The organism is Desulfitobacterium chlororespirans DSM 11544 (assembly GCF_900143285.1).
Classification (GTDB): domain Bacteria; phylum Bacillota; class Desulfitobacteriia; order Desulfitobacteriales; family Desulfitobacteriaceae; genus Desulfitobacterium; species Desulfitobacterium chlororespirans.
This window is the reverse complement of record NZ_FRDN01000004.1, coordinates 168,681-182,406: the sequence shown is the minus strand read 5'-3', so window position 1 is coordinate 182,406 and position 13,726 is coordinate 168,681. Positions and strand designations below refer to the sequence as shown.

12 protein-coding genes are annotated in these 13,726 nt (G+C 45.9%); all 12 read left to right on the top strand.

Features of this window, described 5'->3' with window-relative positions:
• The first annotated feature begins 108 nt into the window (after positions 1–108).
• The gene (locus BUA14_RS03745; RefSeq protein ID WP_072771348.1) at positions 109–1,401 is read left to right on the top strand and encodes an FAD-dependent oxidoreductase; all 1,293 of its coding nucleotides are present in this window, start codon (positions 109–111) and stop codon (positions 1,399–1,401) included.
• A complete protein-coding gene (locus BUA14_RS03740; RefSeq protein ID WP_072771347.1) occupies positions 1,398–1,691 on the top strand; it encodes a ferredoxin family protein in 294 nt (97 codons plus the stop codon). Before BUA14_RS03745 ends, BUA14_RS03740 begins: the two co-directional genes overlap by 4 nt.
• Before the next feature lie 29 nt (positions 1,692–1,720).
• Positions 1,721–2,485, top strand: coding sequence for an electron transfer flavoprotein (locus BUA14_RS03735; RefSeq protein WP_072771718.1), 765 nt, complete (start codon positions 1,721–1,723; stop codon positions 2,483–2,485).
• An 18-nt stretch (positions 2,486–2,503) separates the two neighbouring features.
• Entirely contained in the window at positions 2,504–3,430 is a 927-nt protein-coding gene (locus tag BUA14_RS03730; RefSeq protein ID WP_072771346.1) for an electron transfer flavoprotein subunit alpha/FixB family protein, read from the top strand.
• A gap of 362 nt (positions 3,431–3,792) precedes the next feature.
• Positions 3,793–5,358: a hypothetical protein gene (locus BUA14_RS03725; protein ID WP_072771345.1), complete on the top strand. Its 1,566-nt coding sequence runs from the start codon at positions 3,793–3,795 to the stop codon at positions 5,356–5,358.
• 218 nt (positions 5,359–5,576) lie between these two features.
• Entirely contained in the window at positions 5,577–6,497 is a 921-nt protein-coding gene (locus tag BUA14_RS03720) for a LysR family transcriptional regulator (protein ID WP_005814010.1), read from the top strand.
• A 209-nt stretch (positions 6,498–6,706) separates the two neighbouring features.
• Positions 6,707–8,758, top strand: a complete 2,052-nt coding sequence (locus BUA14_RS03715; protein WP_072771344.1) for an alkaline phosphatase family protein — start codon at positions 6,707–6,709, stop codon at positions 8,756–8,758.
• A gap of 51 nt (positions 8,759–8,809) precedes the next feature.
• Positions 8,810–9,715, top strand: coding sequence for a DMT family transporter (locus BUA14_RS03710; protein WP_072771343.1), 906 nt, complete (start codon positions 8,810–8,812; stop codon positions 9,713–9,715).
• Between the two features lie 354 nt (positions 9,716–10,069).
• On the top strand, positions 10,070–10,429 hold the full coding sequence (locus BUA14_RS03705) for a PadR family transcriptional regulator (protein WP_072771342.1): 360 nt from the start codon (positions 10,070–10,072) through the stop codon (positions 10,427–10,429).
• Positions 10,395–11,048, top strand: a complete 654-nt coding sequence (locus BUA14_RS03700; RefSeq protein WP_072771341.1) for a hypothetical protein — start codon at positions 10,395–10,397, stop codon at positions 11,046–11,048. The genes BUA14_RS03705 and BUA14_RS03700 overlap by 35 nt, the downstream gene beginning before the upstream one ends.
• Positions 11,049–11,136: 88 nt before the next feature.
• A complete protein-coding gene (locus BUA14_RS03695; RefSeq protein WP_005814019.1) occupies positions 11,137–11,655 on the top strand; it encodes a cysteine hydrolase family protein in 519 nt (172 codons plus the stop codon).
• Positions 11,656–11,907: 252 nt separating this feature from the next.
• Positions 11,908–13,695, top strand: coding sequence for a DUF4153 domain-containing protein (locus tag BUA14_RS03690; RefSeq protein ID WP_072771340.1), 1,788 nt, complete (start codon positions 11,908–11,910; stop codon positions 13,693–13,695).
• Positions 13,696–13,726 lie beyond the last annotated feature (31 nt).

Here is a 13,726-nt window from a genome sequence, read left to right as displayed (position 1 = left end):
CAATAATAGGGTCATTGCCGAAAATTTACGTTTGCTGGGGTGTAAATATATCAGGACTATAGACGGCAGAAAAGGGACGAAAAATGAGAGAGAGGAGAGGGGATAAACATGGCTGAGGATCAATTTGATGCTGTAATCGTCGGCGGGGGGAGCGCGGGAACAGTCGCCGGGTATTTATTGGCCAAAGAAGGGCTGCAGGTAGTCGTCGTAGAGCGGGGAAACTATGCGGGCAGCAAAAATGTAACCGGCGGGCGCATCTATAGCCATAGCCTGGAGAAAATTATGCCTGATTTCGCGCGGGAGGCTCCGGTTGAGCGGAAGATTACCCGTGAAAAGATCAGTCTGATGACTGAGGAAAGCAATGTTACCCTGGATTACTATTCTGATATGCTGGGAATCCAGGGCAGCGACTCGTACTCCGTTTTGCGGGGAGTATTTGATAAGTGGCTGCAGGAAAAGGCGGAAGAAGCAGGGGCGATGTTTATTACCGGGATTCGCATCGATGATTTGATTTTCAGAGAGGGTAAAGTCTGCGGCGTTATGGCCGGAGAAGACGAACTGGAAGCCCATGTTACGATTTTAGCTGATGGCGTCAATTCACTCCTGGCACAGAAATTAGGATTCCGGAGCGAATTACGGCCGGAGCATGTGGCGGTTGGGGCCAAGGAAGTTATTGAATTACCGGTGCCGGTGATCGAAGACCGCTTTAGCTGCCGGGATAATGAAGGAACCTCATGGCTGTTTGCAGGGACCCCCTCAGCAGGGCGTGTGGGCGGCGGATTCCTATATACCAATAAGGAGAGCATTTCCATAGGCGTGGTCAGTACCCTTAGTGAACTGGTTAAAGGCCATAAATCAGTGCCCCAAATGCTGGAAGATTTTAAACGGCATCCTGTGATTGAACCCTTGCTTAAAGGCGGGAAATTGATCGAGTATTCCGGTCACCTTGTTCCCGAAGGGGGCTTAAAGATGATGCCTAAAATGATCGGCAATGGGGTCTTGGTTGTCGGCGACGCCGCCGGATTCTGCATCAACTTAGGCTATGCCGTGCGGGGGATGGATCTTGCCGTTGCTTCAGCCGAATGTGCAGCAAAAGCAGTTTTAGCGGCCAAAGAAGCCGAAAATTATTCGGAAAGCTTTCTGCAATGCTATCAGACTTTTTTGAGCAGTAGTTTTGTCATGAAGGATATGATCCATTACCAGAAGTTCCCGCACTTCCTGGAAGAAACACCGCGGATCTTTGATGCGTATCCCCGAATGGCGGCAGATATGCTGGCAGAATTGTTCATGATGAACGGTCAACCGGCCCAACCCCTTATGAAGAACATGATGAGACATGTAAAGAAGGTCGGGTTGACGACTATTGCCAAAGATGCGTGGAAAGGAGTGCGAGCCCTATGAACACAGCCAACACGGTAAATGTGGATGCAAAGCTGGGATTGGATAAGTTTTATGTGGATGAGGAAAATGCTCATATTGTCCTGAAAAAAGATATCGACAGCAAAGAATATCATAAACTCATGCTCGCTTGTCCGGCAGGTCTTTATAAACAAGACGATAAAGGCGGGATTCATTTTGATTATGCAGGTTGCCTCGAATGTGGAACCTGCCGGGTGCTGTGTGGCACCACCCTATTGGAAAAGTGGGAATTCCCCGTAGGAACCTTAGGAATCGAGTTCAGATGGGGCTGAAAAAATAAGCAAGAGGAAAGGTGATTGAGTTGAAAGTTGCAGCATGTTACAAAGTTGTACCGGAAGAACAGGATATTACCGTTAAGGCGGATAAGACATTGAACGTTGACAAAGCGGAGTGGAAGATTGGCCAATATGACTTGAATGCTATCGAAGCAGGCGTTCAGTTAGCTGAGGTTACTGGCGGTGAACTGGTCGCACTTAGTGCAGGCGGCCAGGTTGTTGACAATTCCAAAATAAAAAAGGCCGCCTTATCCCGGGGGCTGCAAAGCTTATGTCTTGTCGCTGATGAGGCTCTGGAGACTGCTGATTGTTATACGACAGCTGCCGCTCTGGCTGCAGCAATCGGAAAAATTGGCGGTGTAGACTTGGTGCTCTGTGGTGAGGGTTCCGGAGATATTTATGCCCAGCAGGTAGGAGTCGTACTTGGTGAAATGTTGGGTTGGGCCACTTTGAATGCGGTCAGTAAAATTACACCGGATGGAGATAAATTGGTTGTAGAACGCACTTTGGAGAATGAAGTGGAAGCGTTGGAAGTTTTGCTGCCAGCGGTTATTTCAGTGACCACGGATATTAACAAACCAAGGATTCCCACCTTAAAAGAGATTATGGCGGCCGGGAAAAAAACAGCCGTAAAGTGGTCGTTAACTGATCTTCAGCTGGAGGTAAGCAATAAGACAGAATGCATCAGTACCTTAGCCCCGGAAGAAACTGACCGGAAACGAATCGTCATTGAAGGGGACAGTGATGAAAACATTGCCGAATTCTATGAACATCTGCGTAAGGTTTTATAATTGAAAGAGGTGAAGGACATGAGTAAATTAGCATGTGTATGGGTGATCGGCGAAGAAGTCGCTGCAATCAATGAATTAACTGCCGGGGCCAGGACACTGGGAGATGAAACGGCCGTCCTCTTTGCAGGGGATAAGGATCAGATTGCTCAGATTTTGGGTGCGGACAAGGTATATTATCTGGGACCCTTAAACGATAAAATCCTGGAAAACTATAAGCCGGCCATTATCAATTTGGTTGCAGAAAAGAAACCCAATCTGCTTCTGATTAGAAATACGAAAAGAGGACGTTTAATTGCAGGAGCTTTGGCGGCGAACTGCGGTACGAATGTCTTGACTGATATTACGGAGATTGTAGCTGTCGGTAACGGTGTAGAGACCCAGCGCATGGTATACGGCGGGGCTGCTTTCCGTAAAGAAAAATCAACCAATCGGATCAATATCGCCTGTGTGGGAGCCGGGTTATTTCAGGCAGGAGACATGCAGGCTGTCCCATCGATTATTGATGTAGACGGTGTAACTCCCGATGTTTCGATTAAGTGCCTGGAGAAGAAAGCAAAAGGCGGCGAAAAAGTCAATCTGGCGGCAGCTAAACGCGTTGTTGGGGTTGGCCGCGGTTTAAAGGCGGCAGAGGACTTAAAAATGATCGAAGCATTGGCGGTGGAACTAAAAGCGGAATTAGGCTGTTCCCGTCCTATTGCTGAAGAAGAAAAATGGATGGCTAAGGAACGCTATATTGGTGTTTCCGGTGTCATGCTCAAACCGGAGGTTTATATTGCCCTTGGAATTTCCGGGCAAGTTCAGCATACGGTCGGAATCAATCAGGCCAAAACGATTTTAGCCATTGACAAGGATAAAAATGCCCCTATCTTCAAGCAAGCAGACTACGGAATTGTCGGGGATATGTATAAAGTCGTTCCTGCTCTTATTGACAAGTTCAGGAAGTAAGAGCTTTACTCAGTAGTATTGCATGTTGGGAAATATAAGAAATTTTTAATTAAGCTCTTCCTTAGCAGAAGGGCTTTTTTTCATTCTTCTGAAATAAGAGCATAATACTCGATAAATCCGCCGTTCAAAGCATTTTATAGGCCACCTGCACCGAGTTCTTATTGGCGACATTACTTCTGGGGGATGGTCTGGAGTTTTTCTTCGTCTTGACCGTTAGTAAAATATATATATTCATTGTAAGAAGTTTCCTTTATAATTACCATATATGACCTATGCAGCTGGTGGAGATATCTGAGAAGTTTGAATAACAATTGCATTGGGTTGTGTACAACAAGGAAATATGCAATTTTGGAAGGCGTGATATGATGAAAAAAGTTCTTTTTTTGCTTATTGCAGTGGCCATTTTCTTTTGCGGATGCTCCTCATCTTCTTTGCAGAATAGCCGTGACGGCATTTCTGCAAATCCTGATGAAACGGTTAGCGGCCCCGCTGTTATTACCGGACGCGAAGTAATTTCCTGGTTGGATACGCGCCTGAATAAAAATGGCTATCCTACGCTGGAGATGGGGGTACACAGCGAATTAACACATGCTTTTGCCAGTGCATCTTATCAATGTGATTTATATATGCCAAGTCGTGGAATGTATTTATATTTCATTTCAGATCCGGAAGATAACAGATTACATCAGCTTATTTTTTATACGAATCACGATGAAATATCAGCTCCAGCTGAAGAATTACAAAGCTACATTTTATCTTCTTTGCCTTTTTTCTTTGAACCGGATAGATGGGAGGAGCTTAGCAATCAGCTGGCTATTGGCGTTTCCTTCGGCAAAGGACAATCTCTTGCTGCGAATGGAGCTTTTGAATATTTTCATGAAAATAATGAGGCTTTTACCACTTTCAACGTTTGTGCGACTGGCGAAGAACTCATCGATATGCAAGCCCTTGATTTTGCAAATGGTGAAATAACATCACAAAAGATCGATTGGACAATAGCTGACTTTGTCGCGAAGCTTGATGAATATGCGATGAAGAAAGAGATGCCGCTTTTGTCGGATACCCGCCCTGTTTCTGTCGGGGCTGAAGATTTGGAAGGGTTGTCGCCTGACATCTGTGAAGGAGTCTATTATTCACTGGGACCGGGAGTAAGGATGTACCTCTTTGCTTCTGATGCAGGCAGGCTGGAACGGGTTGAATTTATTGCTCTTTTGAATAGTGTCACATCCGACAGCCTGAGCCGGTTTGGTTATACACTTACCATAGCGGTGAATGCATTGGATGATGCGCGGGCATCCGACATCCTTGATACCATTAAAATCGATAATATCAGCCGTGAAGAGAACCGTCCTGCAATTGGCGGGCGAATGAATTATTTTTATTCTGTAACAAACGAGAGCCTGGGCCTTTATATTTCCCGTAATTCCCCTATGGTCTCCGTGAGCAAGAACCAAGAACCGGCAAATAATATTGAAGAAGGGTCCCAATCAAAAATAGAAACGCGGGTAGAAGCAAATAATTTGGTGCCTTCTGATAGTCCCGCCAAGCCGCCTGAAACTGTGAAAAAATCAGGAAATCCCTATACGGAGGGCTCGCCACGCTTTGAAGGCTGGCTTTGCGAAAAACTTGATGTGCGGTCTGATAGTACGACAGTGAAACCTGTTAATCCTAAAACATCTTTTAAATCAGGAGAAACCTTGTATCTTGCGGGCCGTTACTACGGCTGGGCGGGTGAGGAAAATTTAACCCTTATTTGGGAGTGGCCGGATGGCACGACATCTGAAAATGAACGGTACTATTTCGTTGCAGGTAATCAGGAGAGTTGGGGGTGCTCGCAATCCTGTAATCCTGGTCCAGGCAGCCTCACAATCATTATGGATAGTACAGGTCAAACATTAGCCACATTTGAATTTACGATCACAGATTAATTCGCTTTCTGCTCCTCCTTATAATTGCTCCGGCATATCAGCAGTGTAGAAATCATAGGGACTTCAAATCGCTATGACGGTGCTTTTATCATCGCCGGAAACCGCTCCTGTCGGCTATAGATTTTTTCATCAGGGATGCTGTATTATGATATAGTTAGTACAAATTCACCTTGTGAAGTTTACTTCCTCTCAATGTTCGACTGGAAGGAGCGATCATTATGAAACTGGAGCAGTTGCATTATTTAAAAGAAGCTATCCGTTATCGATCCTTGTCTATTGCAGCACGGGAAAACTTTATCTCTCAGCCTTCCTTCAGCGCGGCGATTACCAATTTGGAAAAAGAACTGGGTGCCAAGCTTTTAAACCGCTCTAATCGCGGCTGCACTCCTACGGATATCTGCATGGAGATTATGGATAAAGCGGATGTTATCTTTGCCATGGTTGAAGAGATTGAACTGCTGGCCAGCAATAGTTCCTATTGCGAGACCATTAATATTGCCGTTGTGTTGAGCATCTGCGAAGAAATCCTGCCTCAGGTGCTTTTAGAGATGGAGGGGGCCAAGGTCTTCTGTAAAGTAGCGGCGGCCTCTTTGGAAAGTGAGGCGATCTATCCCCGGGTTGCCTCAGGGAGTTCGGTTTTGGGGATAGTAGCCTACATCCCCAAGTTGCTCACCGCCGACCTCAAGTATACCCCTCTGTTCGAAGATGAGTACGTGCTTTATATCGGTCATCAGTCTCCTTTTTGGGAGCAGGGGAGCGTGTCCCTGGAGCAGATGCTGAGTCAGCCCTATATTGCCCTGGGGGATGATTTCGTCACCCCCAACAGCGATTGGGCTAAGGATATTCTGGCTTTTTCCATGCCCAAGGTGGAATCTCAGGTCAGCAATTTAAACACCCTGAAAAAGATGATCATCAACGGCCCCTATGTTTCTCTTCTCCCGCGCTTTATGGTGGCTGATGATATCTATGTTAAAAGTAATTTGATGAAGCCGGTGCGGATCGATGATATTTATTTATCGGCGCAGTTTGGTTACATAGAGAATACCCGCTATAAGCTGACCAAAAATTACACTGTTTTTTTGGATTACTTCAGAAAGATCCTGACCAGACTGGGGTACACCGTGTATAAAACTGTTTAACCCCCGGGCTCCTTTCATGTTTCATGGGGGCCGCCAATTCCCTGCAGAGCCGAGCCTTTTTCAGGTTCGGCTTGTTCCATGTGATAACTAGTTCAAGGTTTTGCCGATATCCCCTCTCTGAAAAACGATACAGACAAACGGGATAGGGTAAGGTACCATATCCATTGTAAGGTGTTTTGTAAAGTTTTTCTCAAATAGGAGGTCGAATCATGAATAGAGGCAGCACAAGTGAAAAAGTCATTGTCCTTGGTATTGATGGTATGGACCCCAGAATCACAAAAAAGTTGGTAGACGAGGGTAAACTGCCCAATATCAGAGCCTTCATCGAACGTGGTTCCGCTCGCGAGGATCTCGTGTTGATGGGAGCCATTCCTACCGTAACCCCTCCTTGCTGGACGACCCTGGCAACAGGCTCTTATCCCGGTACCCATGGCATCACCGATTTTTGGCGGCAATCCCGCAAAAACTTGGATGCAGTGACCTATAATCTCAACTCGCAATTCTGTGAAGCCGAACCCCTTTGGAATACGGCAGCCGCCGCCGGCAAAAAGACCCTGGTATGGCACTGGCCCGGCAGCTCCTGGCCTCCGACCTCCGATAGCCCTAACCTTCATGTGGTGGACGGCACCCAGCCGGAATCCGTCAACATGGCCGTTGCCTGTATCGATTGGGAGCGGATCGTGGTGGCCAATGAAGATATCCAGGAGGTTGTTTTCGTTCCTAGGATGGAGCGTGCTCAGGGTATGGGCTGTATCATCACCGATCTCAACGATCTGCTTGGGGAAAAAGAGAACCAGGAAACAAGCGCCGACCTTTGGTTCAGCGGCGAAATTACCGATGGGCGTGATATGAAAACCTATATCATGACCTATGAAGATACAGAGCTTTATGTGGGGTGCCGCATCGCTTATGATGTGGTGAACTCACCTCTGAAAGAGGCCGTAAATTGGGCTGACGCACCGGAAGGGGCCAAGGAATTTACAGTTTTGACTTCCGATGGTCTCCTGAGACGGCCGGCCCTCATTTTAAAAGGGGAAGACGGGACCTATGACCGGGTAGCCCTCTACCGTTCCAAAAAGGACACCCAGCCCCTGGTGGTGGTCAAGCGTGGTGAAATGATCGGGGATATCGTGGACACCATTCAGAAAGACGAAAAAACCTACCAAGGCAGCAGAGCCTTTAAGGTCCTGGAATTAGCTGAGGATGGCTCGGAAGTGCGTTTTTGGATGAGCGCCGCTTTAGATATTGCCAACGATGATATTTGGTCCCCGCCCTCTCTTTACCAGCAGGTCATCCAAAATGTCGGTCTGGTGCCGCCGGTAGGTCTGGTCGGAGGGGAAAATCCCGAACTGATCGAACATGCCTTTATCCCGGCCTGGGAGATTTATTGCCAGTGGCAGGCCAGAGCTTTAAATCATCTGATCGCCGAAAACCAATACGATTTGGTGTTCAGCCATCTTCATAATGTAGACTGTGGTGGTCATCAGCTATGGCATTGCGCTAAAAATCAACCGGAATGGGCACATACCGATGAAAAACAATACCAGGGTTTCATTGAGGAATTCTATCGGCAGACGGACCGCTATCTGGGACAGTTTCTCCATTATTTAGACGAAGACTATACCGTATTGATCGTCTCAGACCACGGCTTGATCGTCGGCGAAGGAATTCCGCCGGTATTAGGGGATAGCAGCGGCGTCACCACCGGTGTCATGGAAGAATTGGGTTATACCGTATTGGAGAAGGATGAAAATGGCGAATCCTTAAGGAATGTTGACTGGTCAAAGACCAAAGCCATCAACTCCAGGGCCCATTGGATCTATCTCAATCTTAAAGACCGCTATGAGCACGGTATCGTTGATCCTGATCAGAAGTACGCACTGGAAGAACAGATCATCGATGATCTTTACAATTATCGCGACCCGAAAACGGGAAAACGCATCGTTTCCATCGCGATGCGTGATAAAGAAGCGGCCATCTTGGGGGTTAACGGCAAAGACTGCGGCGATATCTTTTTCTGTATTGAAGAAGGTTTCAGCCGTGTCCATGGGGATAGCTTACCTACTTATTGGGGGTACACCAATACCTCGGTATCGCCTATTTTCATCGCCGCGGGTCAGGGAATCAAGCAGGGCTATCAGACGGAGCGTGTGATCCGCCAGGTCGATGTTGCACCAACCATTGCGGCATTGATGGGCATTGGTTTTCCCAGAGAATGTGAAGGTGCCCCTGTCTATCAAATTTTTAAAGAAGCCTTTTAGTTCTGACGCTTTTTAATTCTCCCATCATTCGATGAAAGGCAGACCCTATGTATGAAATACAAACCTGAGCTGGGTATACTCTTTGTCACCATTCTCTGGGGAGCCAGCTTTGCCGTCAGCAAGCTGATCATGGCGGACATTACCCCTAATTACTATACCTTCTTGCGCTTTGCCGGAGCTTTTCTTGTCTTAGCCATCTGCTTTCATAAGCGCCTGAGGCATATTCCGAAGCAAACCCTCCAGGCAGGGGTGCTCATTGGTTTAGCCATAGCCTGTGGTTATGTTTTGCAGACGATGGGTCTTAATTACACGACGGCGTCCAAAGCCGGTTTTCTGGCGGGGCTGTATGTGGTATTGGTACCCGTTATGGAATCCTTTTTGTGCAAGTGCCTGCCAAGATACAACATGATCCTTGGAGTGTGCCTGGCTACCGCAGGCCTTGCCCTGTTAAGCCTGGAAAGGGACTTTACCATCGGCTTTGGTGATCTGCTGGTTTTTGTCGGAGCTGTTTTCTTTGCCGTCAGTATGGTCTTGATCAGCCGCTTTGCCAGCAAACATGATCCGATGGTCCTGGCCATTATCCAAATCGGGGTCACAGCAATTTTTTCCCTGGTCCTGGCCGTATTTACCGAACCCGGATTGTCTGCGGTCCAATTCACACCCGCTTTGCTGGGGTTGGTTCTTTTCGCCATTCTGTTTGGCACGGCGGTCAATACTGCTGTACAGAATTGGGCTCAGGGTTACTTGACAGCCACGACGGCGGCCTTGATCTTTGTCCTGGAACCGGTATTCGGCGGCGTTTTCGGCTGGCTCCTTGTCGGTGATGTGATCGGGATGAAGCAAATCTCAGGCAGCGCCTTGATCATCAGCGGGATGCTGGTTACCCTGCTGCTCAAGCCCGGCCAGCGCCCGCAGAGTAAAACCGACCATGAGGTTCAACTGTCCGGCCGCTCCTGAGCCTGCCTGGCAGATCCTTCTGTTTTCGCATCACTTATCTTCAACGTCATATCTTTCGCTTCAACATTCTTCAGCTTCCCCACACAATTTCATATAATTTCGGTAAGAAAAGCTCTTTTCCTCTCCCGGATAGGACCCAGCGGGTCTTATACCTTCGGGAGAAGGTCTGGAGCTTTTCTTCCGTCTTGGTTGTCAGTAAATATAGATCACCAGGTTAATCTTCTGCTTCTAACAAGGGGAGAAGGAGTTATACAGTTAATTTTTCATTCAAGAAGGGATTGGGTTGACAGATTGAGTATCTTGCAATACAATATAACAGTAGTATGTATTGCAAGATACCTGAGGGGGCTTGTTATGATTCCTTCACAAATGCTTAAGGGAATGTTAGAAGGTTGTATCCTGGAAATCATACGCAAAAAGGAAACCTATGCTTATGAGATTTCGGAGCAATTGGAGAAATACGGATTTGGAGCCATATCGGAAGGCACCATATATCCGATTATTTTACGTTTGCAGAAAGGGGAGATGATCGAGGCAACCCTGCGAGAGTCCAATAGTGGACCACCACGGAAATACTATCATTTGACGGAAAAAGGGATCGTTGCTCTGGCCCAGTTTAAGGAAAATTGGCAAGAGCTTGAGTATGCTATAAATCAGCTGTTTATGGAGGTGGAGGAAGTTGAAGAAGGCGAAGGAACTGTTGAAGAGAAATAACCTGCGGGAAAAGGGAATTTTCAAGGAAAACCAAGAAGTGTATACAAATATGATTGTTTATATTAGAAGTTCTAACATGATCGATTATAATCAGGAAAGTGTCAGAGAAGATATTATCCATATGATATTAGATGGTCAGCAGCGGGGGGACACTATTGAAAAGATCATGGGAGGTGATTATAAAGAAGTATGTGATGAAATCATCGCTGCCATGCCGAAGAAAACTCTAAAAGAGAGAATAATAGAGTTTATAGCCATCTTTCTTAAATCCTTAGGGGTCTTAGGGGTTATAGCCCTGGCGGAAAATCTAATCACCAATTTATGGGCAGAGACTAAGAATTTTAGACTTATATTGACAATAGGAGATATTATTAATGCAGTAATCATCATTTTGGCAGCCATTGCGATCTACTATTATGTTTCTAAGACCGCCTTTAACACGATGAAGAAAAAGAAGGTAACCTCATTTTTGAAGCTTTGGTTAGCTGCCTCTATCGTCAGCGGCCTAGTGATCTTAGGCAATGTATATTTTACAACTGCTGTTCTGGAGATTCCTTTAACTCTGGCGGCTATCCTTGTTTTAGCTGTTTTTCTTATCGAGAGAATAGTGGATAGATAAACCTTGCCCTTGGGAGGAGCCAGAGCTTGCAAATACTTTTGCGAAAAAGTAAGCTTAGAAAAAGCAATGAGTAGGGAGGAGTTCAAGAATGAAGGTTCTCATAGTCATTGATATGCAGAATGATTTTATTGATGGAGCCCTTGGTACGGAGGAAGCTGTAAAAATCGTTGATAAAGTGAAAGGGAAAATTGACAGTTATTTAGCTGCCGGTGACACGGTCCTTTATACACAAGATACTCATACTGAGGCCTATCTGCAGACACAAGAAGGGCAAAAGCTGCCTGTAGAGCATTGTATAAAAGGGACGCCCGGCTGGGAAATTTCCCAAAAAGTCTATGTGAGCGGATGTCAGGTGATTGAAAAGCCTTCTTTCGGTTCAATCGAGCTTGCTGAATTGATGGCAGGGATGAAGGAAATACAGTCTATTGAGCTGATCGGCCTTTGTACGGATATCTGTGTTATTTCCAATGCCCTGATTTTGAAAGCAAAAATGCCGGAGATTCCGATTGTTGTTGACTCATCCTGTTGTGCAGGGGCGACTTGGGCAGGGCACCAAAACGCCCTGCAGGCCATGAAGATCTGTCAGATTGAGGTGAGCGGAGGATAGGATGCTTTTGATAAAGAAAACCCGGCTTCGCCCGAAGACACTGTCTTCGCACTGATATGAACGAGGCTGTCAAGTTTGCCTTTTAATCACGCATCCAGAAAGGCGAAGTCCTTGGTTGCTCTTATGCAGCCACACATTTTGATCTGGGGCCTACTCATCAGTTAATGTGTGTCCGAAACTGTCCACCGGACACTTTCGTCACATAATGGTGCTATACTGAAGGTAGAGAATATGGAATGAAGGAGCATAAAAGTGAAAAACTGGCAAGAGGTGTTTAAACTTTTTCTACAGGGACTGTATAAGGCAGTATCCCGTTTTCCATTTACAGTATTTTGCCTGGCCGGAGCTACAGGGATTGTTTGGTACACGATTTATATTGAATTCAATCCGGCCTTGTATATTAATAAGGTAGCTTATGCATTAGCTGTAGGAGCATTTATCGGAATGCTCGCTCAATTCTCCATTGAGAGATTTGAAAAGCTGGCGCATAAACCAATTGCTGTTTATGCCCTATCACTTGTATTAACCGCAGGATATTTTTTGATCATACTGCCGGCTCCGGAACTTAGCGCTGAAATAACTGTGCGTACCTTTGTAGCTGTTTTTGCCATGCTGTGTGCCATCCTGTGGGTGCCCTCCTTTAAAGGGGAAACAAATTTTGATAAAGTTGCTTTGATTCATTTCAAAGGATTTTTCACCTCTATTCTCTATTCTGCGGTACTTTCAGCCGGTATCGCCGCGATTCTGGCGGCGGTAGATATGCTATTGTTTGATATTAATAATGATGCGTACGCCTATACGATGGCTTTTATCTGGGTTATGTTCGCACCGCTTTATTACTTGTCTTTGCTGCCCAAATTCCACTCCAGGGAAGAGTATGACTTTGATGCTATGCAGCGCGCGGAATATTATCCCCGTTTTCTAGAAATACTCGTATCCTATATTCTGGTTCCCTTGGTCGGCATATACAGCCTGGTGCTATTCGCGTATTTCATTAAGATTCTCGTTACAATGAAATGGCCGGTGGGTCAGCTCGGGCCGATGGTGCTTATCTATTCTGCAGTGGGTATAATTCTGTTTATTTTAGTAAGCCTCCTTGAAAATCGTTTTGCACTACTTTACCGCAAGATGTTTCCGAAGATACTTATCCCCATAGTCATCATGCAGATGATTTCAGTGGGTATTCGCCTGAATGCCTATGGGATAACAGAATCTCGGTATTATGTGGCACTATTCGGCGTCTTTTCCATTGTGATTGGGTTGATACTCAGCCTGAAGCCTCTTACGAAGAATGGTTTTATTGCTCTGCTCGCTGCAGGGTTTGCTATTGTTTCCATACTGCCACCGGTTGATGCCTTTACAGTCTCGAGAGTAAGTCAGATTACCCGATTGGAAGGCATTCTGCAAGGAGAAGGAATTTTAGCTGACGGTAAGCTTACCCCTAAAGTTAATGCTTCCGAAAACACCAAAATTGAGACCACCAATATTTTAAGCTATTTGAATAGGCAGAGTTCGCTGGAATATATTGAATGGCTGTCGGAAGATTTTGCTATTTATGATGATATGCGAGAAACGTTTGGTTTCGCGGCAACTTACCCCAACTATACGAATGAGTATAGGTATTTCTCAGCTTTCCTTGATACCAGAGTTCCGATTAATATCTTCGATTATGATATTTCCCTTCAGTTTCATTCCAATCGCTATGAGAAGGATATAACTTCTCAGACCGTTTCTTTTATGTTGGAAGAGAAAACCTATGAGCTGGTTGTGGAACGATTATCCCAAGCAGAGGTTAAACTATCGATTCAAGACGCCACGGGCAGCGAACTGATCAGTACCGGCTTGTATGAATTTGCCGAAAGGCTGTCCGGAGTAGGGGAGGAACATAAATCTGAGTTGCCTCCTGATGAAATGACGTTGGAGGTAAACCGCGACGGGTATAAGCTGAAGATACTTTTCCAAAGTATCAATATGACGTTCGAGCCAGAACCCGATGCAGGAGTGGATTATTCCGGTCAGGTATTCTTTGGGGTAAAATAAATAAAGACAATATAAACGAGGTGCTTTCAGT

What these genes read in the sequence shown, in the direction of transcription:
- BUA14_RS03745 (WP_072771348.1), top strand. Translation starts at nt 109, where the DNA reads ATGGCTGAGGATCAATTTGATGCTGTAATCGTCGGCGGGGGGAGCGCG.
- BUA14_RS03740 (WP_072771347.1), top strand. Translation starts at nt 1,398, where the DNA reads ATGAACACAGCCAACACGGTAAATGTGGATGCAAAGCTGGGATTGGAT.
- BUA14_RS03730 (WP_072771346.1), top strand. Translation starts at nt 2,504, where the DNA reads ATGAGTAAATTAGCATGTGTATGGGTGATCGGCGAAGAAGTCGCTGCA.
- BUA14_RS03725 (WP_072771345.1), top strand. Translation starts at nt 3,793, where the DNA reads ATGATGAAAAAAGTTCTTTTTTTGCTTATTGCAGTGGCCATTTTCTTT.
- BUA14_RS03720 (WP_005814010.1), top strand. Translation starts at nt 5,577, where the DNA reads ATGAAACTGGAGCAGTTGCATTATTTAAAAGAAGCTATCCGTTATCGA.
- BUA14_RS03715 (WP_072771344.1), top strand. Translation starts at nt 6,707, where the DNA reads ATGAATAGAGGCAGCACAAGTGAAAAAGTCATTGTCCTTGGTATTGAT.
- BUA14_RS03710 (WP_072771343.1), top strand. Translation starts at nt 8,810, where the DNA reads ATGAAATACAAACCTGAGCTGGGTATACTCTTTGTCACCATTCTCTGG.
- BUA14_RS03705 (WP_072771342.1), top strand. Translation starts at nt 10,070, where the DNA reads ATGATTCCTTCACAAATGCTTAAGGGAATGTTAGAAGGTTGTATCCTG.
- BUA14_RS03695 (WP_005814019.1), top strand. Translation starts at nt 11,137, where the DNA reads ATGAAGGTTCTCATAGTCATTGATATGCAGAATGATTTTATTGATGGA.